The organism is Haloarcula sp. H-hyl2 (assembly GCF_056934385.1).
Genome location: NZ_JBRIIJ010000001.1, coordinates 58,380 through 84,180, shown reverse-complemented (window position 1 = coordinate 84,180; position 25,801 = coordinate 58,380). Strand labels below are relative to the sequence as shown.

The window sequence follows — 25,801 nt, the reverse complement described above, 5'->3', positions numbered from 1 at the left end:
CGCCGGCAGACTTGTAGTGGTGGCCACCTTCCCACCGGCAATGCGAACACGCGCCGTCGTCTGCTGTCTCCTGCTCGTCGTGGCCGGCTGTACCGGCATCTCGGCACCGGCAGAGCCGACAGCGGCGCCCAGCACGGCCGGACCGGCCGGCGGTGTCTCGGTCCCCGAACCCGCCATCGAGGTGTCCGTCACGGCCGTCGTCGACGGCGACACCATCCGCATCGAGTACGCCAACGGGACCAGGGATACGGTCAGGCTCGTCGGCGTCGACACGCCGGAGGTCCACGTCGAGAACGATCCGGCGGAGTTCGAGGGCGTCCCCGACACGGAATCGGGGGCGGCCTGTCTCCGCGATGCCGGCGTCGACGCCTCGAACCTGGCCAAGGACCGCCTCCTGGGTCGGACGGTCGGCCTGGCGTTCGACCCGAACCTCGACCGGCGGGGCTACTACGACCGACTGCTCGCCTACGTCGTCGTCGAGGACCGCCTGTTCAACTACCGGCTCGTCCGGACCGGCCACGCCAGGGTCTACGAGAGCGACTTCACCCGGCGGGCGGCGTTCGACCGTGCCGAGGCCGACGCCAGACAGGCCGGACGCGGGCTGTGGCGGTGTGCCGACGGCAGGACCGCCGTGGCGGATGGTGGGACGGTCACCGCCAGCGAGTCGGGGCTGGCCATCGCCGCGCTGGACTACGACGCGCCGGGCAACGACAACGACAACCTCAACGCCGAGTCGATCACGTTCGTCAACCGCGGCGAGGAAGCCCTGGCCCTGGACGGCTGGACGGTCAGCGACGAGTACGGCCACCGCTACACCTTTGGCGACCTGACGCTGGCGCCCGGCGCGTCGGTGACGCTCCACACCGGCAGCGGGACCGACACCGACACGGACGTCTACTGGGGCCAGAACGGCGCCGTCTGGAACAACGGCGGCGATACGGTGATCGTGAAGAATGCGTCGGGCGCGGTCGTGCTGGAACGGTCGTACTGAGGAAAACGCGTTACCGCGTCAGGAGCGGCGACGGTCGCATGCGGACCCATTCCGTGACACCGCCGACCAGCGCACATCCCTGCACGGCAAATAGCGCCAGCAGGGAGAGCGCGACGCCGGCGACACCCACCGTCGTGAGCGCCGTGCTCCCGAGAAGGTCGCCCGCGAGCGCCGTCACGAGGGCGAGTAGCTGTACTTCGAGCAGTCGAGTCTGTGTCGTCATCTCGTACGTTCACTACGGGCTCCAGACGGGTAAGCCGCGCGCGAGCCGTGGCGACAGGGGACTGAGTGACACGGTCACGACCCGCAGTATTTGTCCGTCGAGCGCCAACCGGCCACATGGACTACCGGCGCCTGACCCCCTCACCACGGGCCGTCGACTGGGGGCTGCTGGTCGCGGTCACGACGCTGCTGGCGACCGGCGTGGCGACCATGTTCACTGGGACGCCGGCGACCGGGTGGGTCATCGACCTCCACGCGATCGCGGGGGTCGTCCTGATCGTCCTGTTGCCGATGAAGCTCTGGCGGGTCCGCCACCGGGTCACGCCCGACCGGCTGACCGCGCCGCGGGTCCTCTCGATAGCGCTGGCCGTCGACGCGACGGCGGCGCTGGCGACGGGCGTCTGGTGGATCTTCGGTGGGACGCTGGACCTGGGTCCGTGGGGACTCTTCCACCTCCACGTCGGCCTCGGCCTGCTCGTCCCGCCCCTGCTCCTGTGGCACCTCCGCTATCGGTTCCACACGCCGTCCCGGCAGACCGTCGGCGGCCGGCGCAACGTCCTGGCCTACGCCGGCGTCCTCACCGCGGGCGCGCTGGCCTGGCGCGTCCAGCAGCCGGTCAACGACTTTCTGGAGACCGCAGGTGCGGACCGCCGGTACACTGGCTCGCGCGAGGACGGCAGCCGCGAGGGCAACCGCTTCCCGGTGACCAGCTGGGTCGCCGACGACCCCGAGCCGATCGACCCCCAGGACTGGTCGCTCGCGGTCACCGGCCGGGTGGCCGAACCGACCGAGTACACCATCGACAAGGTCGGCCCGACAGCCAGCGATGACGCCCTGCTGGACTGTACGAGCGGGTGGTACTCCGAGCACGCGTGGCACGGCGTGCGCGTCGGGGAGCTACTGGACACCGCCGACGCCGACGACGCCGCCGCCTGGGTGCAGTTCCGGTCGGTGACCGGCTACCGGTGGAGCCTCCCCATCGACGAGGCTCGCGATGCGCTGTTGGCGACACACGTCGACGACGAACGACTCTCGCACGGCCACGGCTTCCCGCTGCGCCTGGTCGCGCCGGATCGCCGGGGGTTCCAGTGGGTGAAGTGGGTCACCGAAGTTCGGGTGAGCAAGCGCCGGGAGATCGGCGAGTGGCTCGCAATCTTCGTCAGCGGCTTCTGACCGGGCGGGTATCGGCCGCTACACCATCGCCGACAACGTCGCCCAGAAGGTCGGTCCGTCGTCTTCTTCGTAGTGGATCGGGACGAACCCCGCGTTACGGGCGCCCTCGACGTCGGCCTCGTAGTCGTTGCCGACCATGACGTACTCCTCGGCGGCGAGTCGTTCGCGCAGGAGGTCGAACGGCGCCGGGTCGGGCTTGTGAGCGCCGGCCTCGTAGGAGGTGACGACGGTGTCGACGTAGTCGAGCAGACCGTGGTGGGCGAGCTTTCGGCGCTGCCAGTCCGGTTCGCCGTTCGTGATCACGCCCAGCGGGCCGTCGTCGGCCAGCGTGTCGAGACAGTCGACGGTTCCCTCGCGGACGACCGAGTACGCACACTCCAAGTCCAGCAGCGTCTCGGCCATCGCCTCGGGGTCGGCGTCGACAGCAGCGTCGTCGACGACCGCCTGCATCGCCGCCCACTGGGGGTTCGGTTCGAGCGCGTCGAAGGCGGCCCGGAACGCATCGCGGCCCGCGTCGTGGCGGCCGGGGTCGCGGTCGATGCCGTGGGCTGCGAAGACCTCGCCGACGATCTCGTCGTAGGGGCGGTCGAAGTGGACCAGCGTCCCGTCGAGGTCGAAACAGACGGCGGTGGTCATTCGACGTCGAGGGGCGTACCGTCTTCCGTCGGTGGCGCGACGTAGTCGATGTACGACTCGGCGTCGGGGTCCCGAACGGTGACCTCGACGTGGATGTCGCCCAGTTCCGAGGGTTCGCCGACCGCGAAGTTGACACGACCCTCGAAGGCCGCCTGTTTCTTCAGGTCGAAGGCGAACCGGTCACCCTCCAGCGAGTCGAAGAAGACAGAGCGGGCGGTGTCGAGGATCTCGTACTCGTGCAGTAGTTCCGAGAAGCCCTCCAGCGTGTGGACCTCGGCGGCCAGTTCGCCGGGTCGCTGCTCGGGGTTGGCCTCTGGGAAGAGGTTCCGGATGGCGTCGGCGACGCGGTCGGTCACCTCGGTGTCGTTGACCGGGGCGACGATGCGGACGTCGACGCTGTAGACGGCGCTCATTCCAGGTCCTCCGGCCCATCGCGCAGGAGGGTTCGGACCTTCCGCTGGAACGCGGCCAGCGTCTCCGTGTTCTCGATGGTCACGTCGGCCATCTCGATGGCCGCGCCCATGCCGAAGCCCAGTTCACGCTCGTCGCGTTCCTCCAGGGACTCGCCGCCGTCCTCGGCGCCGGCGTCCCGCCCGCGCAGGTCCAGGCGCTCGGCGCGTAACTCGAAGGGGGCGTCGATCTCGACGAGGACGAAGTCGTCGCCGAACGCGTCGCGGAACGCCTCTACCTCGACGTCCGAACGGATACCGTCGACCAGGACGGTGTCGGTGTCGTCGAGGTGGTCCTCGATGATCGGCAGCGAGCGCTCGGCGATGGCACCCGGCCCGTTCTCCTCGCGCAGCGTCTTGGCCATCGTACCGTGTTCGGTCGCGGGGTCCAGTCCCCGCTCGCGACACTCCGCGCGGATGACATCGCCCATGGTCACGACCGGGACCCCTCTGTCGGCGGCGACGTTGGCCGCCTCGCTCTTGCCGCTGCCCGGCAACCCGACGATACCGATAACTGTCATTGGCGAGCGTTGGCCAGCGGCGGGCAAAAGCCCTATCGTTCGCGCACGACGACGAACTCCGCCAGATCCTTCAGGTACTCCAGGGACTGCGAATCCGGCGCGTCGACGGTTGCAAGCGCCTCCAGCGCGGCGTCGGACTCGCCGCGAGCCCGTTCGTTGGCCTCCTCGGGCGAGAGATCGGTCACCTCCACGAGGGAGGGCCGTTCCATCTCGGCGTCGTGGCCCGTCGGCTTGCCCAGCGTCTCCGCGTCGGCGGTCGCGTCCAGCACGTCGTCGCGCATCTGGAAGGCGACGCCGACCCGTTCGGCGTAGGTCCCGACGGCCTCGACGGTGTAGGGGTCGGCGTCGGCGGCGATGGCACCCAGTTCGGCGGCTGCGCGGAACAGCGCACCGGTCTTCCGTCTGGCCAGATCCATGTACTCGGCCTCGTTGGTCGGCTGGGCGACCAGTTCCGTCGCCTCGCCCTCGCCGAGTTCGACCATCGACTCGGCGACGGTCTGCATCGCCCGCTCGTCCGAGGAGAACAGGGCGAAGGCCTCACCGAGCAGGCCGTCGGAGGCGATGATCGCCGGGCCGTGGCCGTACTCCGCCCAGGCGGCGGGTGTCCCGCGGCGGAGTTCGGACTCGTCGATGATGTCGTCGATGACCAGCGAGGCGTTGTGGACCAGTTCGATACCGACGGCGTAGTCGACGGCGTCGGCCGGGTCACCACCCAGGGCCTCACAGACCAGCACCGTGACCGTCGGTCGGACGCGTTTGCCGCCCGAGAGCGCGACGTGACGGATCTGCGCTGCGAGTTCCGTCGGCTCGATCTCGTCGAGGACCTCCCGTAACCGGTCCTCGACGCGGTCACGCCGCTGCTCCAGATACTCCATCACCCTCCGGTTAGGACCACCCCGAAAAGTACCTGACGACACAGCGTGAGCCGCCAACGAGAACCTGTTCCGTGACAGACCGCCTTATTCGTCGAACTCCGTGATGTCCTCGTCGGGGAACGAGATGAGGTTCTCCCGGCCGATGCGGAGTTTGTCGATCCGGCCCTCCTCGTCCATCGAGGACAGGAGCTGCGATACTTTCGCGTTGGACCAGCCCGTCTCCTTGACGATGCGGGCCTGCTTCATGCGCCCGCCGTTCTGTTCGAGCAGGCGCTCGACGCGTTCCTCGTCGCTCAGCAGCTCGGTGTCGATCTCCTCGACCGTGTCGGTCTCGGTGGCCTCGGTTCCAGCGTCGTCGCCACCGTCATCGGCCTCGATCGCCGACTGCGCCGGTTTGCCTGCGGTCCCCTGGCGAGTCATGTACCCGACGACCGCGACGACGCCGACGACGATGACCGCGATGCCGAACCAGAGCGGAAGCCCACCGGCGAACGGCTGGTCAGGCGTCGGTGTCGGGGTCGCGGTCGGTGTCGCCTGGTCGCCCGTGTAGACGATCCGGAGCGTCCCCGGTTCGAACGTCCGGGGACCCTCGAACCGGAGTTGCCCGTTCTCGACACCGATTGGCGCACTGTCGACGCCGTAGCCGGTCGGTGGCGAGATGACGAGCGTGTCGTTCTCGCCGAGGCTCCGGAACCACGTGCCGTCGGTCGTGTTGAACGCGTCGTCGACGACGAGTCGGTCCCCCTCGCTCGTTGCAAAGTCCGTCCAGGTGAACGACAGCGTGAGTGTCCCGCGCGGGCCGTCGACATCGTAGGCGCGATCGACGTCCGTGATGTTCATCTGGCGACCCGAGGCGTCGGTCGCAGCCCGGTTGGCGGCTCTGAACGCTTCCAGCTGTCCGGTTCCAGTCTCGCCGGCGACGTAATCCTCACCGAGCGACCGAAACGTCTCCTCTCCGACCTCGCTCTCCAGTGCATACGTCTGTGTCACGGTCCATTGTGCGTCTCCGTTTGGCTGGAGCTGGAGTTCGATCGTCGTCGACTCCGAGACCGTCGCGTTCGTCTGTGTCGGAGTGGACTGCTGGGCCGCGACCGATTCCGCTGGGGCCACCGCTGTGGCTACCGGCGCCAGGAGGAGAGTCGCGAGCAGGAGGGCAAAGAGGGAAACGAGTACCCGCGGGGACATTTTCCACGCGTCAGTCCACGGCCCGTGGGGAAAACGCTTTCCATCCGGGAATAAAACTTCAACGCCCCGCGTGAAAGGTCTCGGCGCTTCTCCGACCAGTATCTGTAGTGAACGAATGTGGGGCATTTTTGTATTCCGGCGCTCTATCCGGCACTGATGCGACGCCTCCCCGCTCTCCTGGGCATCCTCCTCGTCGTGATCGCCCTCGTCGTCCCCGCAGTTCCGGGTGCCACCCCGACCGGGACTGCTGCAGGAGCCGATGGGAACGACCTCCCACGGGTGACGACTGTCGACAACCTCACCAACCATCTGACGATTCCCGACGAAGACGTCCAGCAAGCCGAACACACCGGAACCAGTATCGACGTCGGCGCCGCGATCTCGATGAGTTCCGAACGCCTCCAGCGAGAACACGAGACACGGACGTTCGAGCGCGCCTTCTACAGGGCAGACAGCGAGTCCGAACGGACCCAGCTGATCCGCTCGGAACTGAACAACATCGAGCAACAACAGCAGGCGCTCGTCGATCACCAGCAACGACGCCTCGGACAGTACGCGGACGGATCGATAACGGCGGATGGGTTCATCCGAACTCGCGTGCTCGTCGACACCGAGGCCCGCGAACTGGCGAAGACGCTCGACATGATCGACCGCGTCGAACGAAGCGAACCATCGTTCACGATGACGAGCGGCCAGCGGACACGGCTCGAGAACGTCAGGGGCGAACTCCGTGTCCTCCGTGGGCCCGTCGGCGAACGCATGGGCAATACGTTCACCGGCGCCACGACCTCCACCCCAGTGTACGTGATGGTGTCCACGCAGGATTACATGCTCGCGACGACGACACAGACAGAGTACATCCGCGAAACCCATCTGGCGAGCGCCCGGAACCCGGGCGCACAGGACCAGTTCGTCACGAGCGACACCGACCCGCTCCGGGCGGCCAACACGCGCGCCGAGGATCTCTACCCGTGGCTCTACGACCAGCAACTCCCCAGTGTCAACACCTACGGGACCAGTAGTATCTACCAGCTGACGGCCAACCATCCCAGCGGGCAGCTGGCGACCTACATCGACGGCGGGACGACGGACGTCTTCCACGAATCCCAGCGCCTGCAACTATCGACTGTCAGAGCGACGGGGACCCGCTCGACGGTCAACAACTCCGTCCGCGTCGAGGTGACCAGGGCCTACGAGACCGGGCCGATCCAGATCGCCGTCACGGACAACGAGACGGGCATGCCCGTCCCGGGGACCGTCTCGATCAGCGACAGGCGGATCGGTGCGACCGGCGACGATGGAACCCTCTGGGCGGTCGAACCCCGTGGCAGCTACTCCGTCGACGTGACGACCGACAGCGGTGCTAACGTCACCGTCGCGGTCCTGCGCAACTAGGGCGTATCTCGTGGCTTTTTGACCCGCCGCTCCGTTGGCACGGACAGAACGGTGGGCTCCGACCAGTCGCGAAGCGACGATATCCGGACGCTCTTTCCGAGTCAGCGACAGCTCTCGGAGAACCACGCCGTCCTCTGGACCGTCGTCATCCTCGCGTCGCTGTTCGACGTCGTGACGACGATGGTCGGCCTCGAACTGGGACTGACGGAGGGCAACGCCGTCGCCAGAGCGTTCGTCGCGACCTACGGGAGTCCCGGCATCGGCCTCCTGAAGTTCAGCGCGCTGGTGCTCGTGGTCACGCTCTGGGCCGTCCTCGACGACCACCGGGCGACGGTCGTGCTGACCGTCTTCGCCGTGATCTCACTGGTGGTCGTCGCGCTGAACGCGCTGACGATCGCGACCCTGTGACTACCCGGCGTTGGGATTCGAGATGATGTCCCCGCCACATTCGGGACAGAACGCTCTGAGCACGTCCGTCGAGTAGTCGCACTTCCGGCACATGAAGGGGTCTTGTGAGGCCTCTTGCTGTACCATACTGGCCTTTCGCCGGCATCCATCTTAACGGTTGACACTAGTTCGGGACGGTTTTTGCGACGCCGGTCCTAACCCTATCCCATGGGCACGACTCACCGGTGTGTCTGCGGGAAGACACTGCGGTACAGACAGGACCTCACTGTCGACCGGAGCGGGACCACGCGGACCTGGCAGTGCAGCGACTGCGGAACGCAGGTGCCCGGGACCGTCGCCGAACGCATCGCCTATCAGCACCCCTCGTGAGCGGTACGGTGCCGAGTGGTGCGGTGTGCGTGTGGGTGCGGAGCGTGAGCAGGCGGTCGCGGTGCTGTGCGGTCGGCCGGGAGGCCGCTCCGTCGGCCGACCCGGGGAAGGGCAGGGCTGCCGGAGAGCATACCGCGAGCGGAGCGAGCGGTTTCACGGGACCGAGCGAAGCGACGGTCCCGCCTTTTTCGCCCACGTTTTTCGAGGAGTGGTTCGAGCGCGCCGACGGCGCGACTCGAACCCGACGACGAAAAAGGTGGAAGGGGAAGATACTTCCCTGCCCTGCTCACACCAGAAGGTATGAGCACGTACACTGTTCGCGGCAGTTTCCCGGCCCGAGACGGGCCCCAGGAGTTCGAGCAGGAGGTCGAAGCGCCCAACGAGGACGTCGCCGAAGAACGCGTCTACAGCAACTTCGGCTCCCAGCACGGCCTCAAGCGCACACAGATCACCATCGACGAGGTGGCAGCATGATGGGCGGCGGTGGCGGTGGCGGCGGCGGCCAGATGCAGCAGATCTCCCAGGAGATCGAGCAGATGGAACAGGAAGTCCAGGCTATCGACGAGGAGATCGAGCGCCTGCGCGACAAGAAGGTCGACATCGACGACGCCGTCGAGGCGATCGAGACCCTCGAGACCGGCTCGACGGTGCAGGTCCCGGTCGGCGGCGACGCCTACATCCGCGCGACGGTCGACGACATCGACCAGATCGTCGTCTCCCTGGGTGGCGGCTACGCCGCCGAGCGCGACCAGGAGGGCGCCATCAGCACGCTGGAGACCAAGCAGGAGACGCTGGACGACCACATCGAGGACCTCCAGTCCGACAAGGCCGAGGTCGAGACCGAGAAGGAGGAACTCGAACAGCAGGCCCAGCAGATGCAACAGCAGCAGATGCAGCAGATGATGCAACAGCAACAGCAGCAGGAAGACGCCGACGACGAGTAAGGCCGCCATGTTCGACGGACTGAAAGACAAGCTCAGTAGCTTCACGAGCGACGTCGAGGAGGACGTCGACGAGGACGCCGTCGAAGAAGATGTCGACGACGAAGCGGCTGCTGACGAGGCAGCCGACGCGGTCGAAGCCGACTCGGAAACGGCGTCGAGCGAAGCCGACGCTGAAGCGACCGAGGCCGACGATTCAGCAGCGACGGCTGCGCCCGAGTCCGAGGAGACAGCGCCGACGGCCGAGGCCGAGATGGCAGACGCCGCCGTCGCCGACGAGAGCGAGTCCGACGCGCCAGGCGAGGCGGAGGAAGCCGACGCCGGCGAGGCAGATTCCGACGAAGAAGGTGCCGCCGAGGAAGAAGACGACAGCGGCGGCCGGAGCCTCACCGAGAAGGCAAAGATCATGGCCACCGGGAAGACCGTCATCGAAGAAGAGGACCTCCAGAACCACCTCGACGACCTGGAACTGGCGCTGCTGTCCAGCGACGTCGAGATGGGCGTCGCCAACGAGATCCTCGAGGGCGTGAAGGCCAACCTCACCGGCCAGACCCGCCGTCGGCTGTCGAGTACGGGCAACATGGTCCAGGACGCGGTTCGCGAGGCGCTGTACGACGTCATCAGCGTCGGCCAGTTCGACTTCGACGAGCGCGTCGCGGCGGCCGACAAGCCCGTCGTCATCGTCTTCACCGGCGTCAACGGCGTCGGCAAGACGACGACCATCGCCAAACTCTCCCGGTACTTCGAGGACCGCGGCCTCTCGACGGTGCTGGCCAACGGCGACACGTATCGGGCCGGCGCCAACGAGCAACTCCAGCAACACGCCGAGAACTTAGACAAGAAGGTCATCGCCCACGAGCAGGGTTCGGACCCGACCGCGGTCGTCTACGACGCTGTCGAGTACGCCAACGCCAACGACATCGACGTGGTGCTGGGCGATACGGCCGGCCGGCTGCACACGTCCGATGACCTGATGGCCCAACTGGAGAAGATCGACCGCAACATCGACCCCGACATGACGCTGTTCGTCGACGAGGCCGTTGCCGGCCAGGACGCGGTCAACCGCGCCCGAGAGTTCGACGACGCCGCCGAGATCGACGGCGCCGTGCTGACGAAGGCCGACGCAGATCCGCAGGGTGGCGCTGCGATCTCGATCGCCCACGTGACCGGGAAGCCGATCCTCTTCCTCGGGACCGGCCAGGACTACGACGACCTGGAGAAGTTCGACCCCGAGGCGATCGTCGATCAGCTGCTCGGAGAGTAAGCGTCGTCTTCTTCGCAGCGTGTTCTGGGAGCTGTATTTTCAGTCTGGCGTCGTCCGGGTCCGATGGCGGACACGCTGGCCAGCTGCGAGCAGTACCTCGTCGAGATGCCTCGTCCCCTCAGTCGGCCCCTCCCCGACGTCGACGCTCGTGAACGCCACGGGGAGTCCCATTCCCCGGTAGAACGAGGCGCTGTCCTGAACGTGAAAGTGGAAGTGCGGTTCAGTCGAGTTCCCCGAGTGACCACACCCCCCGACCTGCTGGCCACTGCTAACGTAATCCCCTGCGCTGACGGTGATACAGCCTTCGCGCAGGTGGGCGAGCAGGCTGTATTCCTCGCCCGCGTGTTCGATATCGACGTAGTTCCCGCGGATATCCCGCTGTCTCAGGTTGAGCCAGCCGATGGTCGAGAGCGCGTCCCGGTGGCCGTCGCTGGTAGCGACGACGACACCGTCCGCGGGTGCGACGACCGGTTGGTTCCAGTAGTAGTAGTCTTCCCAGGCGGTTCCATCGCTGGCGTGAGTGCACCCCTCGTCGTCGGTTTTGACGAAGTCGTAGACGTAGCGCTGGCCAAGAACGCCTCAGGGTGAGACGAGCGGTCGTAGCTCCCGTTGGCGACCGTCCACACTCCTTCGACTGGGAGTCGGTAGGTGGTCCGTTGCTCGTACGAGTCGGGGTCGGGAAGGTCGAACCGGTACCTGACGTAGATGGTCAGCTGGCCGGCCATCTGGTGCAGTGACTGGAGCAATACGTACGGGTTCGCTTCCAGCGCGAGCGACGAGAGAACGAACCGTGCGACGGTGAAGCGATCCCCGGTCTGGATCCAGCCCGCCGGCGGGTCGTCACGCGAGGCACCGAGTGAACTCACGAGTGGCCAGAACCCGAACAGGAAAAACAGCGCGAGGACGCGGAGCTGTGCGAGGTCACTGATGAAAAAGCCCGGGAGCGATAGATACCCGAACACGACGAGGTTGGTCAAGTCCGGGATTCGCCGCCGGTTTCTCGAATCGGTCTTCCTCTCGGAGGAGGCCGGGGACTCCTCAGTGGACGAGTCAGTCGAGCGCTTCGAGATCATACCGGAGAATGTGTCCGCCCGAACGATGAAGATTTGTAGCAGAACGGTTCCGTGACATCCTCGTCCGCCGCAATCGGTGGGAGTCTCTCGATGCGTATGATGAGTATCCGTCACGTGTTCGGTTTGACCAGCGTTCTGCGACGGCGCCCACCGAGCCAGCTGCTGGATATCTGGATGGTGGACATCGACGAAATCCGGGTAATTCTCGACGAGTCGGGCGTCGTTCGCCGGGGGTAGCACTCGCCGGAGTGAGCCTGCTCAGGTGACGGTGCGGCGCTGGGCTTCCTCGACGGTTTCGCCCGTATCCTCGACGTTCTCCCAGACCGCCTGCACGATACCGCCGGGAGCTTCGAAGATGGCCATGTGGCCCCAGCCCTCGACTTCGTACGGATCGCGGAGGATGGTGCCCCCAGCCGCTTCGATTGCGCTGCAGGCGTCTGCAGCATTCCCGACCAACAGATACACCAGCGTCCCGGCGGGCATCTCGTCGGTCGCTTGCATCAGGCCACCGTAGGGAGGGGTCTGCGGGTAGACCATCGTATACGCGTCGTCTTCGAGTCGTTCGACACCCCAGCCGAACACCTCCTCGTGGAACCGCTGTGTCGCCGCAGGATCCTCGCTGTAGAACTCGAAGTGGACGAGGCTGGACGCTTCAGGGTCATCGGTGAACAGCAGCCACTCGCCCTCGTTCGGATCACCATCGTAGGTGTCCTCCCAGACAGCTTCTACGATGCCGCCGGGGTCACGGAACACGACGAACTTGCCCATCTCGGGAACGACAGTCTCCGGTATGACGATTTCACCGCCAGCGTCCGGGATAGCGGCCGTCGTCGCATCGAGGTCGGCGACGGTCACATAAAACAGCGCCGACGGCGGCGTCGACGGCCACTCGCTCGCGTCGAAGAACGCCCCGCTGGGTGCGTTTGGCGCTCGCCACATCGTGTAGTCCCTCTCCTCGTCGACGGCGATCTCCCAGCCAAAGGCCGCCTCGTAGAACCGCACTGAGGCGTCGACGTCCTCGGAGATGAGTTCGACATGTGCGATGCTTCCGTCTGTGACCTCGTACTCTGGCATTGTAACGCTCACTAGTCTGATAGTTTGACCGATACCTAGAACGTGCTTCTGAAGCTTAATACTGTATGACAGATTTCGAGAGAGTACGATAGCCTGCCTCGGTGGGATGTTCGGGAGGATTTTTGTTCTGCAGCCATCGTTATTACCGAGAGGCACGTCCTCTATTGTAGAAGCGATACGTTCAAACAGTCGAACGACTCGATATACCCATTGCTATGATGCTTCCGACACACGCTCTCATGGGGCTGGCGATCGCGTTACCTGTTTCGCTCGCGTTCCCGGAGTTCGCCAGTCTGTTTCTCTTCAGTGGCCTATTCGGTAGCGTCTTCCCCGATTTCGATCTGTATATCGGCCACCGGAAAACGCTCCACTTCCCCGTCTATTACTCGGTCCTCAGCGGAGTCGTGCTATCGGCCGCTGTGCTCGTTCGGACGCCGTGGATCATCGCGGTCACGGTCGGTCTGGTTGCCGCCGCCGTCCACAGCGGGATGGACATTTTCGGTGGCGGACTCGAACTGCGACCCTGGGAAGCGAATTCGGAACGGGCCGTATACAATCACTTTCATAATCACTGGATCGCCCCGCGACGGTTGATCCGGTACGACGGAGCCCCAGAGGATTTTCTCCTGTCGCTCTCGATCGCTGGCCCACTCCTGTTCGTTTTTGACGGCCAGTTCCGATGGATCGTGATCGGCGCCCTAACCGTCTCGATAGGCTACGCTGTTCTCCGCCGCAGGCTCGCCACCGCCGTCGAAACACTCGTTGATAGCTTCCTCAAGCGGATGCTTCCGGATCGCCTGTTAGCGTACCTCCCTGCCAGGTACATCCGCTGAAAAGTAGTTGCCCCCACACGAGCGCTGCTGGTGCAGAACAGGAAGATGAAAGCTATTTATCGAGTGGCTCCATCCGTTTCCGAGCGGGTGAACAACCAGTGTGGTCAGACCAGGCTGTCGAACGGAGCATCAGATCTGGGATCGTGGCCGTGTTTATTATCGGGGTCCGTCAGCGCAATCCCGGTGCCGTGGTGAACGCGGTCTTCGCATTTGTCGGGACCTGCGTCCCCGCCATGATCGAACGAGCGTTCGCCATTGAGTTCAGGCCCTGGCAACGTCTGTACGTGGCAACCGCCATGTTTCTGCATGCGATAGGGATGCTCGGGCCGTATGACGATATCCGGGGGTGGGATCACGTTACGCATACCCTGTCGGCGAGTATCCTCGGCGGAGCGACGTTCGTATCAGCCAAACGTCGTGGGAAAGACCCTCTGCCACTGGTGCTCGGATCAGTCACCACGCTGGGAGTCCTCTGGGAGATCATCGAGTATCTCATTCACGCCACGGCCAACCGCCTCGGGATTGAGCCGATCCTCGTATTCTACAGCAGGAAAGATACCGTTCTCGACCTCGTATTCAATCTCGTAGGTGCAGCGCTCGTCCTCTTGTTCGGTGACCGCTATCTAGCTAATTTCCACGAATCCGATGGGTGAGGAGTCACTACCGCGCTCGCCGTAAGACAGTATTCAGCGAGCACCGACCGACTTCGACCGGCTTAACGTCATCGCAAAGCGATTCGCCACAGATGACCGCTTCACCAAAGTCGAACACCAACCAGAATTCGCGCCGGATCGCGTCATCCGTCACTACAATGCCGGATTCTATCCGTAGCGCGTTCAGAGCGCTCGTCTAGAAGTGGTATGGTTCGAGAACGGAGACTTCTCCCTGCATCACCACGAAGAGCACGAGGAGGTCGCGTTCGGCTTCGGCCTCGCGGCGTCGACGGCGTTCTGCCTCGAGTTCCGCTTGGAGGTCAGCCGTTTTCTCCTCGATGAGCTGTTCGACCTCCTCCCGGGTCAGGCAGTCTTCACACATCGCCGTCGGCCTCCGCAGGGACAGTCTCAGCATGAGGTGCTTGCAAGCGAGTCCGCTGTTCGGTTTGGGTTGTTATGGTACGCATACGGCAGGCCCGCGCCCGGACTCGAACCGGGACGACCCGACCTCGGCACGGGCAGTCGATAGGGCGAGCGAGAGCTGTCGCTCACCAGTGGCTGGGCAGTCTGTTCCGGCAGATCGCCGCTGGCTACATGGCTACGAGTCCTGGTCCTGCAGTGCTGGAGCGCTTGTCTGCCAGATTAGCGCCCAGGACTGCACGGACTGGATCGGTGGGACGATCGATGGTGACGACCACCAGCCAGGGATCGCCGTCAGGAGATCGCGCCGGAACCCCGTGAGTTCGGGACCCCATGGGCAGGTGAGTGACTACAGTCCGGCAGGGCCAAGGACAGTGCCATCTCCTGGCTTCGACCGGGTGAGAGCGATGCCTCTCATCGTGTGTGGGCTTGTTTCTGGTCATTGGTTCGCTGGGACGCCGCGGTTAGTGGACGTCCCTCTATCTCATTTTGTTGGAGCCACACCCATAATACTTGTTCTAGGAGAACACTTGTCGAGAGACATTACTATGTTTGGACCGGTCGAATTTCCGCCAAAGTGTCTAAGCCCGGACCCGATCCGTCAGTCACTCAAATCGATGTCCTGAGAGAACTCCGGCTTGCTTATCCGCCGGTGCAGGCACCAAAAGACCTCGCCGAACGACTGGATATTAGCAATACTGCCGTTAGCAACAAACTGCAAGATATGGAAGAGAAGAACTGGGTCGAATCGGAGCGTGTGGGCCGAGCACGGGTGTACTGGGTTACGGATCTAGGCCGTGCTCAGTTGGACCCCAACTTCTCATCAGAAAGCCAATAGACGACCGCGTTTCCAACTTTCTGGCGTTCTATCTGCTGGTTCTTTTGAATCGACTTCAGACGCTGGCGAATTCTGGTTTGGGACAGATCTACACGGGCTGCGATATCTGCTGTTGTCACGAACGGCTTGTCAACGTCGTCGAAGCAGTCAAGTAGCTCTTTGTCACTGACCTGCCGTTCTGGTCCACGAGTAACCATTCTGTTTCAATCCCCAGTTGTTACTCTAGAGCAATAGTTTTTTGTTCCCCTGGGACAACAGTAACACTTAGGAACACACGCGCCGCTGTTCGATTTCTTCCGAAATCGCCACGGTGGTAGGACACCGAGGCGCGTGGTTCCGGGAAAGAACCAATGGCAACTACGCAATCCGCTCCACAAGAGCGTATCGACCTCCCGTATGGGACTGCTCTCATCGGGATCGACACTAACGGTCACGAACACCGCCTCGCCGGCAGCGTGGCCGACAACCGCGTGTTCATCTGTGATGCCAGTCGTGTTCTCAAAGTCCACGACCTCGACGCGCTTGCTGCCGACGGCGTGTTGGAGCCGACGGTATATCGGGGTGAGTACTACAGTGCGAATACGCCGCGGGCGTGGGTCGCCGCGTGGGCCGCTGACTGCTGTGGCTGGGCAGAGGTTCGGCTCGACAAGTCCCTGGTCGGCCAGCTTGTCGACGGGGTGGAAGCATGACCCAATCCGTAGCCGACGCGATGGCATTCATCTACGAGCCTGTGCGTGGCCCCAAGCGGAAGATCGAATTCGAGCCGCGATCGGATGGGAGCTTCGAACGGGTGGAATCGGTGTGGACCGGGTGTCAGTGGCGGGTGACTGGGCGGGAGGTCGTGACGACGATGCAGCGGGTATAGCTCGCCGGCTTCATCTCCCCCAACAGGAATGCCAAGATTACGCTGCGGTAGGAGCTCTTAAATCTCGTTGCATATTCTGACCGATAGCTACAAGCATCGATTTGAACACGTCTATAACCGCTATAGCGTTCCCCCGACATACATCAAAATTACAAGATCGCTCTTGAGAAGTAGATTGTTGATTACGAGAGGCACTGCTGAAGGTCGAAGAGGGCAAGAGCACCGCGACAGCGGTACCCGATATGTTCCCACTAAGCCGGTTCGTGTCGGAACCGGCTGCGGCGGACCTGCTGCAACAGGTTCGCTGGCGTTCTGGCGACGAGAGGGAAACGAGACAGCCGAGCAGTCGGAGGCCGAGGATGCGATCGCCGCCTACGAGCCGACTGGGACTGACTTCGACTCGACTGCAGACGTGCACCAGACGCTCGTCACACCGTCGAGTATCGAGGAAGTACCAAACGGCGTCCGGACCGGCGACACGTGGACGCGAACACTCTGGGTCGGTGGCTACCCCGACACACCACAGAACGGCCTCTTCGAGACGCTGTACTCGACCGCAGAGACCCGGACGACGGACATCTCGATCCACCTCGATCCGCGTGACACCCACCAGACGCTCGACTCACTGGAGAACCGGATCGAAGATCTCGAAGCCGACTTCGAGTACCTCTCGGAGAAACGCCGGACAGGCGCTCGGGGCGTCGAGAAGGACCTGCACGACTACCGCGAGCTCTACGATACGCTACGGAACACGTCGATACGAGCGTTCGATACGTCCATGTATCTCACCGTTCGCGGTCCCACTCGCGAGAAACTCGATACGGATGCGGTCGCTAACACCGCTCGTCGCTCGCCGGCGAACCTCACGCCCGTGACGCCACAGTGGGCGCAACTGGACACGCTGATCTCCGCGAGCCCGATGGGTGTCGACCGTCTCGACGAATCCCTACAGGCGACGACGCCCATGCTCGGCGGCGCTGTCGGCGCGATGTTCCCCTTCGTCGCTGGCGCACTCGCCGAACCCGGCATCGAGTACGGTACCTACGCGCTCAACGAGAGCCCGCTCATCCTCGATCGCTTCGCCCGAGAGACGGGGTACTGTGCGATGGTCATCGAGAAACTCGGCGCTGGGAAGTCCTTCTCGACGAAACTTCAGTTGGTTCGTCGTGCGATGTACGACGCCGATACGATACTGGTGATGCTCGATCCACTGGAGGGCTTTGCGGGGGTGAGCGACGCACTCGGTGGCGAGCGAATTACAGTTGGTGGCTCCCGCGGTGTCAATCCGCTGGAGTTGAAACAGACGCCCCAGTACGTCCTCGACTCAGTGCCAGATATGGACCCCTGGGCCGAACAGATCGCCTGGGTGCTCGCCTTCTTCAAGACGTTCTTCGCGACAGTCGCGAGTAGCCCGCTGGAAAGTCGTAAACAGACGCTTCGGCGGGCCGCCCAGGAAGCATACGAGCGCCAAGGCATCACGCAGGATCCAGATACTCACGGGAGTCCCTCGCCGACAGTTCGGGACGTTATCGAGGTTCTGGAGGCTATGCTTTCGGATCCTGGGGACTTCGAGTACGTGACTGAGGGTGAACAGGAGCGTGTCCGCTCGGACGTCCAGTCCTTGCTCATCGATCTTCGACCGTCGTTCCGCGAGGGTGGGGATCTCGCGAACCTGGCTGAGCCGACAGCCTTCGACTTCGAGAGCGACGTCATCTACATCGACCTCCATCAGGATGAAGGGAGTCGTGGACGCCCCGAGACGAGTCTCATGATGCAGGTGCTGTTCAACGCCGTCTATGAGCGCGCGAAACAGACCGACAAGCGTGTGCTGTTCGTCATCGACGAAGCACACTATCTGATGAATGATTCTACGTCACTCGGCTTCTTGGAGACGGCTGTTCGACACAGTCGCCAATACGACCTGTCTCTGCAGTTCGTTACCCAGACCGGCGGCGAGTTCGCGTTGACACCGGAGGCTCGGACGATCGCTAATCTGTGTTCGATGACGCTCATTCATCGAGTAGACGAAGCGGCGTCGGAGTTAGCTGAGTGGTTCGGCCTGAGCGAGCGCGAGGTGAACTGGGTGCGATCGGCGAAGGCTGGGAACGACGACGACGGCTACTCGGAGGCCTTGCTGAGTGTCGACGAGGAAGGCTGGTTTCCGGTGCGAGTTCGGGCAAGTGAGTACAAGATTTCCGTTCTTGACAAAGAGACTCGTGCTCCCTTGGAACATATCTCCTCTGCTGCCACCAGCTCTCGGTAACTGATGGCTTCGGTGCCGGATCAAAATCCGTAATTAACACCGGCATAAGCGCAAGGGTAGTGTTTAGTTTGGAGTATTGTGCCAGCGAGCGAAACTCTGCAAGCAATTTTCGACTGTTTCCGGCTTGACGTGGTTGAAGCAGTTAGAAAACGACGAGGTTCGACACTTCAGCTCTCAAAAATCCGTTCGACGGCGTTCCGATTTCCGTGGCGACACATCTGAAATCGGTGGCCAGTTCGTTGAAGTACAGTTTGGAGGTGTTGAGCGCCATCAACGAGAAAGACGGCAGTTTCAACATCTTGCTTTTCTCAGATTTTACGTGGAAAATTTCCGTGAGAGTGGTCGTAATTGTCGCAAACAATCGGACGTGAAGCAGTTCGTTCCACTGCGGATTGGCGGCAGCGTACAGCCAGAATTGCTGATCGTTGATGCGAATCACCGTTTCGTCAAGTGCAGCCTGATTCAGAGTTATCCAGATTCGGGCTGTAGATCGGCTTTTTGTACCCAATCGTGAATGGCTTTTCGACTCCGTTGGACACCCAAACAATCGAGTAATTCGACGGTATTAGACAGCGAAAGTCCCGCAACGCGCGATTAAATTCCAAACGCCATCGCCGACTCGGGTGTCCGCTCGCGCTCCACAAAATCCAAATCAATCTACTCTCTATTGCCGTTGAGGCGGGTGATTTCTGTCATAAAGCAGTAAGAAATTCTCCCGCCTCACTTTTCACCCTTAATTATACACCGCCGACGAGCGAGCCAAATATTGTATTGAGGGGGACCTGATGGAAGCTTTATCAAGGTTCCGGTCGTGTCGCAAAGTCCTCTAGAGTTCAGTAGCAACTGGCTCCCGTGAGGAACGGGACGCCTCTGGTGTCCACCCAAGAGGTGTCCCATGCACGCCACAATCGACGTGCGGTTGACGGTTAGCATCGACGACGACAAAACGATACCGCTGGCCACGCTTGCCGAGTTCATCACTGACCAGAGCGTCGAATCAGTTCTTCTCGAAGGACTGGTCGAGAGCCTCGACGCCGCTCGCGTCGAGGCGCTCTGTGGCGAGAAACACGCTCACGGCAATGGTGATCAGCGATTCCAACGCGCCGGTACCGACACCCGCACAGCCGTCACAACCGCCGGTGAACACGAATTCAACCTTCACTACGTCGAAGATACCGCCGCTGACCACGACGAACCCAGCTATTTCCGGCCCGTCGAAGACGTTCTCGACTTCGACGGGCAAAACCGCTATCAGCAGGATATCGCCGCGAAAAGCGCCGATCTCGCTACCTCGCTCACCTATCGTGACGCTGCTGACCACGGCGACGGCATCCTCTCGAAGATGCCGTCGCCGACCACGATTAACCGCCGCGCCAGAGAATACGGCAGCAAGCTCAAGCAGTTCCTTCCAGACTGTGTCGCTGACACAGACGCTGACGCCGTCATTCCTGACGGTACGAAGTGTCACAGCCAAGACGACGACCGCTCGTACCACTCCGTCTAAGCCACGCTCGGCGAAGATACTGCCGAGGAGTCACGCTCCCTGCTGGATCTTTCGGTGAACGCTGATTGGGACGAGACAGCAGCTGGCCTTGATGACATCGACGCAGTCACTGACGACGCGACGGTCGTCAGTGACGCGGCTGACGGCATCGTTACGTCCTTTACCGACGAGAACCGCGATCACCAGATCGATCTCGTCCACGTCGGCCGGACGCTGGACTACAACCTCTGGGACGACGGAGTCTTCTCCCTGGATCGACGGAACAAGATCGTCTCGGAGGTGATCGACGAGGTGTTCCATCTGAAGAACTCGGTCGCAAAACACCGTCCAGACGAGGAGTTCGCGGCGATCCGCGAGCGGATCGCGCGAACGACCGAGCGTATCGAGAAGACAGCGTGGCAGTTGGATCAGTACGGGTCAGAGAAGGCTTCGGGGTATCTCCGGCGGTGGTTGCCGTCGATTGTGACGTTTGCCGAGCAGGCCATCGAGGGGTTCGAGGTGCCGTGGACCTCGAACCCCGTCGAACGGGTGATAGGGGAAGTCAGCAAGCGCTGTAAGAACCAGTGGATGCGCTGGACAGCAGAGGGATTAGAGGCGATACTCCAACTTCGGCTGGTGAAGTATGCCGATCCAGAGTACTACCAATCGTTCCTCGACGGACTGCTCCACCGATCGACCAAAACAGCAATGAGCTGTGACCTCTCAATTGAGAGCACCAGAGGCAAACTCTAGACTGCTTTGCGACGCGACCAAGGTTCCGAGGGCGGTACATTCAATCAGCGTCTTTTATCAGACTCGCGTCGATCAGGTACGCCTTGACGTAGGAATGGATTTCGGGGAGGTCGCCGGTCTGAAACACGCCGCTGCCGTCGTGCGTGTCGTCCAGTTCGATGCCTCCGAGTCGGGCGTTACGCGGTAACTGTGGACGACGTAGTGTATTCCGCCGGTCTTTTTAACCCCGGTCGTCTCCCAGAAGTGGTCGTAGGTACGCAATTCCGTCTCGATAGTCATTTTGACGCCAACTCTTCGCGGCCGACCCGGTGGACTGCCTCGCAGATGGTTCGCCCTTCTGAATGCGGCGCCGGGGACGAACCACTCTTGTTTCGGAGGGTCGTTCTGCCGGCGGGCGAGTGACACGCCGTCAGCGCACTCAATGACGAGGTTGACGGGGTCGGACTCATCGTAACGCGCGATGGAGCATGTCTCGACATTGCGACCGGTCGTTTCAGCAGGAACAAACCCGAGTGGTTTTCAGGTCTCATGTAAAAGGACAGGTTGAGAATGTCCGTCAATCTCCGCTTGCTGTTTCCACGACGGGTGCGAGAACTCTCGTTCGATCTGGTAGCGGTGGGCCTCGTAGCGGTACTGGGGCCTGTAGCGGTCTTCACACCGGGTCTGCGAGAAACTTTTGTTCGCCCCTTCGCAGGACTGGTGATGACGCTCTTTGCGCCCGGTTGGCCAATCATTATCGCTCTCTTCCCACAGATGGGCGCGTTCGCCGATTCAAAACCGTACGAAATGGTGTACCGCGTTGCCCTGTCCGTCGCGGTCAGCATTGGCGTCGTGGCGGCTATCGCTGTGGCCGCCGTTTGGGCCGGCGTTGGTGTTACGGCGCCCGCAGTAGCAGCCGCTCTTTCCACGACTATGTGTGCGTGCTGTCTTGCCGCACAGTACCGCCGCCGGTCGCTCCCGGTGACCAAGCAGTGTCGAGTGACAACTGAGATGCTACGGGCGCAGTTTCAACGATCGGTAACGGACGATTCACGCAATGAACTGCTGCTAAACATCACAGTTGTCGCGACGCTTCTAGTCGCGACAGCGACAGTAGCCTACGCCATGGCCGTGCCGAAATCAGGCCAGTCATACTCTGAACTGTACATGCTCCCAGCCAATTCACCGGCCGCAGCGAACATCTCTACGGGCGACCGTTCAACCAGTGGGGCCGCTACTGTCGGGGTTCAGAACAACGAGTTCAAACCGACTGAGTACCATCTCGTGGTGGCGTCTCAGGATGCCGCCGTCGCCGGCGAATCCGTCACCGTTGAACGGCAGCGACTGATCGAAGAGTACACGTTCCGACTCCGACACAACCAGTCTTGGCAGCAGGTCGTTGCGGTGCCACCACCGACACAAACAGGGAACTGGCGGATTGCAGCGTACCTCTACCGAGATACTCCTCCAAGTCAACCGGACCGCGAGTCCGCATATCGGGCCTCTATCGTCTGGTATCGAAACGGCTCGCTACGCTCACCGAGCTAGTAGTGCCCATCTTGGAAAACAATACTTTAGAACTGGAAGAATCAATTGCTGCCTGTGCCAAACCCAAATATTATATTTTTAACCATTGACGCGCTCCGGGCGGACCATCTCCATTATCAGGGATACCATCGGGAGACGACCCCTCAACTGGACAAATTAGCTGGCAGCAGTGTGTCGTTTTCCAACGCCATATCTGCCAGTTCGCATACCCGTGAGGCAGTCCCGTCGCTACTCACTGGAAAGCCCCCTCATACATTCGCTTCGTCAGGATACCGGCTCGTGACCGACAGCGTGGCTGGTCACCTCAAACAGGCGGGATACACCACTGCCGGATTTCACTCGAACCCGTACCTCTCGCGGGCCTACGGTTACGACGGTGAGTTCGATAAGTTTTATGACGATCTCTATCTCGGTAACAACCGCCTGTTAGCGCTCATACAGCGGGGACTGAACAAGTTCGTGTTCAATCGGGGAACGTACCACGTTCGGGCCGAGGAACTCAACCGGCGGTCGCTCTCGTGGCTCGACTCCCGCTCGGAGACGGACGGCCCGTTCTTTCTATGGAACCACTACATGGACGTTCACGGACCCTACAATCCGCCGGACACATATCGGGAGTACACTTCGGAGTCTCTCTCGAACAATGCGGCACAGAAACTCTATCAGCGGACCATCGATGACCCGGAAAGCATCACCGACGAAGAACAGGAACTGCTTGTCGATCTTTACGATAGCGAAATTAGATATCTCGACGCCAAACTCGGCGAACTCTTCGACGCATTACGCGAACGGGACCTGTTTTCGGACGCGCTCATCGTTGTCACCGCCGACCACGGTGACGCGTTCGGGGAATGGGGATACTACACGCATCCGCGGTACCCACACGAGGAGCTGTTGCACGTACCGCTCATCATCTCGACACCAAACAGTGACACCGGCGTCGTCAAGGGTCCAGTCAGCACCCTCGACATCGTCCCGACCGCACTCGCGTGGGCTGGTCTCGACGCTTCCTCGCTCCCGGGGATACCGCTCGCTGACGCCCGGGAGGGGCCCCGGAAGAAATCAGTCTCAAGGCCCGTGTTTAGCAGCGCACAGGGAGAGGATGAAGACGCGAATATCAGGCGATTTGCACTCCGTAGCGAGTCTTGGCTGTGTCAGATGGATCGAGAAACGGAGTCCGGCCGCATCGTCTCGAAACGCCTCTTCGACGTTCAAACGGGCGAAGCGTCCGAAGTCCCAGTTGAGGAGGCCGACGACAGTGTTACGGGGTTGTTTGACCAACTCTACGAGGAGAGCAACTCGAAACTGACCACGGCGGACGACACGGTGGGTGCGGAGGTTCCTGACGATGTCTCCGACCGGCTCGAGGCACTGGGGTACAAATGACTGACACTCATCCGCCCTCGGGCACCACTGGTGGACAAGCAGTGGGAGACAGGCTCAATATATTACAACTGTCGGAAGACTTTTACCCAGACACATCCGGCGGAGCGTTCGAGGACTGGAACTTTTCACGATTGAGTGCGGAACGTGGACACGATGTAACGGTGTACACACCACGGGGGGCTGAGATGCCGTCGAAAGAGCGCGTTGATGGAGTCGAAATCCGGCGACCATTTGCTGCGACCCCCGCTGGTGGGCATCCGAACTCGCTATGGAATGTCTTTCATCGTGTCCTGTTTGTCTGTGTACTCACTGCTCGGCTAATGAGGATCCTTTGGACCGAACGTTTTGATGTAATCTATTCAACTAACCACCTGCTACACCCAACTGCAAAGTTGCTCGGTCTCCTATATCGTATCCCTGTGGTGAACTACGTCGGCTACTCCCCTAGCGAACGAACTGAACTGCATCCACTTGATTTCAGGAATCTTTTCGAGGCGATTATTTTTACGCTGTTCATGAGTCGCCTCGTTTTGTGTCGAACACCCACAGTCCGCAACCGAATCGAAGAGCGATCTCGGTCGGACGTTCGACTGGTACATGGGCTCATTGATCAAACCGCTATCGAAGACATACAACAGACCGATATCGGGTCTGTACGCGACCAGTTAGGGGTCAAGCAGAGTGAATCGATTCTCGTCTCAGTCGGTAGGTGTGTTCGGATAAAGAGACCCGACGAGGCGGTCAAGTTGCTCACTGAGTTATCCGAGTCTTTCCGGTTGCTACTAGTCGGGGACGGTGACTATCGTCCAGTCGTTGAACGTACCGTGTCTGACTCAGATGTCGACCATCGGGTCGACCTATTGGGCCACCAACCACACAAAAAAACATTAAAGATTATCGCAGCCGCCGACGTACTGGTGTTGACATCCTCGGCTGAGGCGTACCCGACCGTCGTCTTCGAGGCACTCTCTCTCGGGACACCAGTTGTCGCCACACCCGTCGGCATCCTCCCGGAAATCGACCACCCGAAACTGACTCTGGCGACACTCGAGTCGATGCCCACAGCAATCAGCGAAACTGTCTCCAGCAGCCAGACGGATCCAGACGACGCGACTACCGAGCGATTCTCCATCGAACAGTTCACCGAGAGCGTTCTCGATGCGATGGCATCGGTGACGTCCGAAGAAACCGAAGAGGCATGAACACGGCGTGTTCTCAGTTGGTTATGTGTGAGCCGAAACTCGGAGCGCAGTCATGGAGCGTCACCCGGGAGGGTCGATAGATGCCGGGGATAGTGACGCTCAGTCTCGAAATCGAGCTGGGCTGGGGATTCCACGATAAGACAGACGGGTCGGAGCTGTTCTCCGACGAGTGCGCTATCGAACACCGGACGCTTGACCGTCTACTCGCGGTGTGTGACAGCGCCGACGTGCCAGTAAGTTTCGACATCGTCGGCTACTTGCTCAATTCCCCGGGCCACGGCATCGAGCAGTCGCCACACACCGACGACTGGTGGCCCACGGCACTCATCGACGGGACAGACAAACATCTGTATCACGCGCCGGATGTTCTCAACCGGATTAAGGAGGCCACTGTCGAGCACGAAATCTGCACACACACCTACACCCACATCCCGTGTGCGGAGTTCTCCGAAGATATCCTCGAATGGGAGTTGCGTCGCGCTGGCTCGGTGCATGAAGCGCACGGTCTGGACGCCCCGGTATCGCTCGTTCCACCCCGGCACAGCCCTCCAAGCCGTGCTGTCCTCAGACGCAGCAGTATCGACCGTGTCCGGGTTCCAGTGGGCGAAACGCCCAGCACCAGCACCGAGAGGTTCGTGCACTATCTCACTCGCAGTCATCCAGTTCGAGAGCCAACACGGGTCGACGGCATACTCGAAACGCCAACGAGCATGAACACGTCACTGTCGGCACCGTACTTACAGATAGGACAGCAACCGCCCCACCCCGCGTTTCGGGTGTTACCACGTCAGGTCCGGAAAGCCATCCACAGGCGGTATCTCCGTAGCGCTCTCGACCGCACTATCGATACGGAGTCGTCAACCCACTTGTGGAGCCATCTGTTCAACATCTCGAACGACGTGCAGTTCCCCATCGTCAAGCAGTTCATCGAGCGACTCGGTCGAGCCCAACAAGATGGTGACGTTGAAGTTCGAACGATGGCTAACCTCTCGGCACCGTGAC

General features: G+C 61.9%; 29 protein-coding genes and 4 pseudogenes. 20 read left to right on the top strand and 13 right to left on the bottom strand.

Annotated elements, in window-relative coordinates; genetic code table 11:
- The first annotated feature begins 40 nt into the window (after positions 1 to 40).
- Positions 41 to 991 carry a lamin tail domain-containing protein gene (locus Hhyl2_RS00455; RefSeq protein WP_483548738.1) on the top strand — a complete coding sequence of 317 codons (951 nt, stop codon included), beginning with the start codon at positions 41 to 43 and terminating at the stop codon, positions 989 to 991.
- Between the two features lie 10 nt (positions 992 to 1,001).
- Here Hhyl2_RS00455 and Hhyl2_RS00450 read toward each other — a convergent pair whose 3' ends face one another.
- Positions 1,002 to 1,214 carry a hypothetical protein gene (locus tag Hhyl2_RS00450; RefSeq protein WP_483548737.1) on the bottom strand — a complete coding sequence of 71 codons (213 nt, stop codon included), beginning with the start codon at positions 1,212 to 1,214 and terminating at the stop codon, positions 1,002 to 1,004.
- 116 nt (positions 1,215 to 1,330) lie between these two features.
- Between Hhyl2_RS00450 and Hhyl2_RS00445 the strand changes: the two genes are divergently transcribed.
- Entirely contained in the window at positions 1,331 to 2,386 is a 1,056-nt protein-coding gene (locus Hhyl2_RS00445; RefSeq protein WP_483548736.1) for a molybdopterin-dependent oxidoreductase, read from the top strand.
- A gap of 18 nt (positions 2,387 to 2,404) precedes the next feature.
- Here Hhyl2_RS00445 and Hhyl2_RS00440 read toward each other — a convergent pair whose 3' ends face one another.
- The 5 genes from Hhyl2_RS00440 to Hhyl2_RS00420 all read right to left on the bottom strand — a co-directional run bounded on the left by Hhyl2_RS00440 (position 2,405) and on the right by Hhyl2_RS00420 (position 6,052).
- Complete coding sequence (locus Hhyl2_RS00440) at positions 2,405 to 3,022, bottom strand: HAD family hydrolase (RefSeq protein ID WP_483548735.1); 618 nt, start codon at positions 3,020 to 3,022, stop codon at positions 2,405 to 2,407.
- Positions 3,019 to 3,435 (bottom strand): RNA-binding domain-containing protein, encoded by a 417-nt coding sequence (locus tag Hhyl2_RS00435; RefSeq protein ID WP_483548734.1) that lies wholly within the window; start codon positions 3,433 to 3,435, stop codon positions 3,019 to 3,021. The genes Hhyl2_RS00440 and Hhyl2_RS00435 overlap by 4 nt, the downstream gene beginning before the upstream one ends.
- Positions 3,432 to 3,992, bottom strand: a complete 561-nt coding sequence (locus tag Hhyl2_RS00430) for an AAA family ATPase (RefSeq protein WP_483548733.1) — start codon at positions 3,990 to 3,992, stop codon at positions 3,432 to 3,434. Before Hhyl2_RS00430 ends, Hhyl2_RS00435 begins: the two co-directional genes overlap by 4 nt.
- Before the next feature lie 32 nt (positions 3,993 to 4,024).
- Positions 4,025 to 4,867 carry a polyprenyl synthetase family protein gene (locus tag Hhyl2_RS00425; protein WP_483548732.1) on the bottom strand — a complete coding sequence of 281 codons (843 nt, stop codon included), beginning with the start codon at positions 4,865 to 4,867 and terminating at the stop codon, positions 4,025 to 4,027.
- An 84-nt stretch (positions 4,868 to 4,951) separates the two neighbouring features.
- Complete coding sequence (locus Hhyl2_RS00420; RefSeq protein ID WP_483548731.1) at positions 4,952 to 6,052, bottom strand: helix-turn-helix transcriptional regulator; 1,101 nt, start codon at positions 6,050 to 6,052, stop codon at positions 4,952 to 4,954.
- A 156-nt stretch (positions 6,053 to 6,208) separates the two neighbouring features.
- On the opposite strand from Hhyl2_RS00420, the gene Hhyl2_RS00415 reads away from it, so the two are divergent.
- Both Hhyl2_RS00415 and Hhyl2_RS00410 read left to right on the top strand, forming a co-directional pair.
- A complete protein-coding gene (locus Hhyl2_RS00415; protein WP_483548730.1) occupies positions 6,209 to 7,447 on the top strand; it encodes a DUF7096 domain-containing protein in 1,239 nt (412 codons plus the stop codon).
- Between the two features lie 51 nt (positions 7,448 to 7,498).
- Positions 7,499 to 7,855 (top strand): DUF5658 family protein, encoded by a 357-nt coding sequence (locus tag Hhyl2_RS00410; protein WP_483548729.1) that lies wholly within the window; start codon positions 7,499 to 7,501, stop codon positions 7,853 to 7,855.
- Here Hhyl2_RS00410 and Hhyl2_RS00405 read toward each other — a convergent pair whose 3' ends face one another.
- Positions 7,856 to 7,981 carry a hypothetical protein gene (locus tag Hhyl2_RS00405; protein WP_483548728.1) on the bottom strand — a complete coding sequence of 42 codons (126 nt, stop codon included), beginning with the start codon at positions 7,979 to 7,981 and terminating at the stop codon, positions 7,856 to 7,858.
- An 81-nt stretch (positions 7,982 to 8,062) separates the two neighbouring features.
- Between Hhyl2_RS00405 and Hhyl2_RS00400 the strand changes: the two genes are divergently transcribed.
- The 4 genes from Hhyl2_RS00400 to ftsY all read left to right on the top strand — a co-directional run bounded on the left by Hhyl2_RS00400 (position 8,063) and on the right by ftsY (position 10,429).
- Entirely contained in the window at positions 8,063 to 8,224 is a 162-nt protein-coding gene (locus tag Hhyl2_RS00400; protein WP_483548727.1) for a hypothetical protein, read from the top strand.
- A gap of 300 nt (positions 8,225 to 8,524) precedes the next feature.
- Positions 8,525 to 8,698: a 50S ribosomal protein L18Ae gene (rpl18a, locus tag Hhyl2_RS00395; RefSeq protein WP_483548726.1), complete on the top strand. Its 174-nt coding sequence runs from the start codon at positions 8,525 to 8,527 to the stop codon at positions 8,696 to 8,698.
- Positions 8,695 to 9,168, top strand: a complete 474-nt coding sequence (pfdA, locus tag Hhyl2_RS00390) for a prefoldin subunit alpha (RefSeq protein WP_483548725.1) — start codon at positions 8,695 to 8,697, stop codon at positions 9,166 to 9,168. Before rpl18a ends, pfdA begins: the two co-directional genes overlap by 4 nt.
- A gap of 7 nt (positions 9,169 to 9,175) precedes the next feature.
- A complete protein-coding gene (gene ftsY, locus Hhyl2_RS00385; RefSeq protein WP_483548724.1) occupies positions 9,176 to 10,429 on the top strand; it encodes a signal recognition particle-docking protein FtsY in 1,254 nt (417 codons plus the stop codon).
- A 39-nt stretch (positions 10,430 to 10,468) separates the two neighbouring features.
- Here the strand turns inward: ftsY and Hhyl2_RS00380 are convergent, their stop codons facing one another.
- The 4 genes and pseudogenes from Hhyl2_RS00380 to Hhyl2_RS00365 all read right to left on the bottom strand — a co-directional run bounded on the left by Hhyl2_RS00380 (position 10,469) and on the right by Hhyl2_RS00365 (position 12,576).
- Positions 10,469 to 10,600: a hypothetical protein gene (locus Hhyl2_RS00380; protein ID WP_483548723.1), complete on the bottom strand. Its 132-nt coding sequence runs from the start codon at positions 10,598 to 10,600 to the stop codon at positions 10,469 to 10,471.
- An 81-nt stretch (positions 10,601 to 10,681) separates the two neighbouring features.
- Positions 10,682 to 10,846: pseudogene (locus tag Hhyl2_RS00375) on the bottom strand (M23 family metallopeptidase); the annotation flags it as partial.
- Positions 10,813 to 11,502 carry a hypothetical protein gene (locus Hhyl2_RS00370; RefSeq protein WP_483548722.1) on the bottom strand — a complete coding sequence of 230 codons (690 nt, stop codon included), beginning with the start codon at positions 11,500 to 11,502 and terminating at the stop codon, positions 10,813 to 10,815. The gene Hhyl2_RS00370 and the pseudogene Hhyl2_RS00375, both read right to left, overlap by 34 nt.
- Before the next feature lie 258 nt (positions 11,503 to 11,760).
- Complete coding sequence (locus Hhyl2_RS00365) at positions 11,761 to 12,576, bottom strand: VOC family protein (protein ID WP_483548721.1); 816 nt, start codon at positions 12,574 to 12,576, stop codon at positions 11,761 to 11,763.
- A gap of 215 nt (positions 12,577 to 12,791) precedes the next feature.
- Here Hhyl2_RS00365 and Hhyl2_RS00360 point away from each other — a divergent pair, with 215 nt between their 5' ends.
- The 3 genes and pseudogenes from Hhyl2_RS00360 to Hhyl2_RS00350 form a co-directional block, all read left to right on the top strand.
- A complete protein-coding gene (locus tag Hhyl2_RS00360) occupies positions 12,792 to 13,409 on the top strand; it encodes a metal-dependent hydrolase (protein WP_483548720.1) in 618 nt (205 codons plus the stop codon).
- A gap of 98 nt (positions 13,410 to 13,507) precedes the next feature.
- Entirely contained in the window at positions 13,508 to 14,062 is a 555-nt protein-coding gene (locus tag Hhyl2_RS00355; protein WP_483548719.1) for a DUF2238 domain-containing protein, read from the top strand.
- 31 nt (positions 14,063 to 14,093) lie between these two features.
- Positions 14,094 to 14,330: pseudogene (locus Hhyl2_RS00350) on the top strand (hypothetical protein); the annotation flags it as partial.
- Here Hhyl2_RS00350 and Hhyl2_RS00345 read toward each other — a convergent pair.
- Complete coding sequence (locus tag Hhyl2_RS00345; RefSeq protein ID WP_483548718.1) at positions 14,259 to 14,444, bottom strand: hypothetical protein; 186 nt, start codon at positions 14,442 to 14,444, stop codon at positions 14,259 to 14,261. The pseudogene Hhyl2_RS00350 and the gene Hhyl2_RS00345 sit on opposite strands and share 72 nt — an antisense overlap.
- 459 nt (positions 14,445 to 14,903) lie before the next feature.
- Here Hhyl2_RS00345 and Hhyl2_RS00340 point away from each other — a divergent pair, with 459 nt between their 5' ends.
- The 4 genes from Hhyl2_RS00340 to Hhyl2_RS00325 all read left to right on the top strand — a co-directional run bounded on the left by Hhyl2_RS00340 (position 14,904) and on the right by Hhyl2_RS00325 (position 18,448).
- The gene (locus tag Hhyl2_RS00340) at positions 14,904 to 15,320 is read left to right on the top strand and encodes a MarR family winged helix-turn-helix transcriptional regulator (protein ID WP_483548717.1); all 417 of its coding nucleotides are present in this window, start codon (positions 14,904 to 14,906) and stop codon (positions 15,318 to 15,320) included.
- Between the two features lie 350 nt (positions 15,321 to 15,670).
- Positions 15,671 to 16,009, top strand: a complete 339-nt coding sequence (locus Hhyl2_RS00335) for a hypothetical protein (RefSeq protein WP_483548716.1) — start codon at positions 15,671 to 15,673, stop codon at positions 16,007 to 16,009.
- The gene (locus Hhyl2_RS00330) at positions 16,006 to 16,185 is read left to right on the top strand and encodes a hypothetical protein (protein ID WP_483548715.1); all 180 of its coding nucleotides are present in this window, start codon (positions 16,006 to 16,008) and stop codon (positions 16,183 to 16,185) included. Before Hhyl2_RS00335 ends, Hhyl2_RS00330 begins: the two co-directional genes overlap by 4 nt.
- 304 nt (positions 16,186 to 16,489) lie before the next feature.
- Complete coding sequence (locus tag Hhyl2_RS00325) at positions 16,490 to 18,448, top strand: VirB4 family type IV secretion system protein (protein WP_483550539.1); 1,959 nt, start codon at positions 16,490 to 16,492, stop codon at positions 18,446 to 18,448.
- Between the two features lie 63 nt (positions 18,449 to 18,511).
- Here Hhyl2_RS00325 and Hhyl2_RS00320 read toward each other — a convergent pair.
- Positions 18,512 to 19,105, bottom strand: a pseudogene (locus Hhyl2_RS00320) (IS6 family transposase).
- Between the two features lie 238 nt (positions 19,106 to 19,343).
- Here Hhyl2_RS00320 and Hhyl2_RS00315 point away from each other — a divergent pair.
- From Hhyl2_RS00315 to Hhyl2_RS00295, 5 genes and pseudogenes are all read left to right on the top strand, one after another.
- Positions 19,344 to 20,684: pseudogene (locus Hhyl2_RS00315) on the top strand (ISH6 family transposase).
- Positions 20,685 to 21,233: 549 nt separating this feature from the next.
- Positions 21,234 to 22,211 (top strand): DUF1616 domain-containing protein, encoded by a 978-nt coding sequence (locus Hhyl2_RS00310; RefSeq protein ID WP_483548714.1) that lies wholly within the window; start codon positions 21,234 to 21,236, stop codon positions 22,209 to 22,211.
- A 54-nt stretch (positions 22,212 to 22,265) separates the two neighbouring features.
- Positions 22,266 to 23,597 carry a sulfatase gene (locus Hhyl2_RS00305; RefSeq protein ID WP_483548713.1) on the top strand — a complete coding sequence of 444 codons (1,332 nt, stop codon included), beginning with the start codon at positions 22,266 to 22,268 and terminating at the stop codon, positions 23,595 to 23,597.
- Complete coding sequence (locus tag Hhyl2_RS00300) at positions 23,594 to 24,799, top strand: glycosyltransferase (protein ID WP_483548712.1); 1,206 nt, start codon at positions 23,594 to 23,596, stop codon at positions 24,797 to 24,799. The genes Hhyl2_RS00305 and Hhyl2_RS00300 overlap by 4 nt, the downstream gene beginning before the upstream one ends.
- Positions 24,800 to 24,879: 80 nt before the next feature.
- Positions 24,880 to 25,800, top strand: a complete 921-nt coding sequence (locus tag Hhyl2_RS00295; protein WP_483548711.1) for a polysaccharide deacetylase family protein — start codon at positions 24,880 to 24,882, stop codon at positions 25,798 to 25,800.
- The last annotated feature ends 1 nt before the right edge of the window (position 25,801 follow it).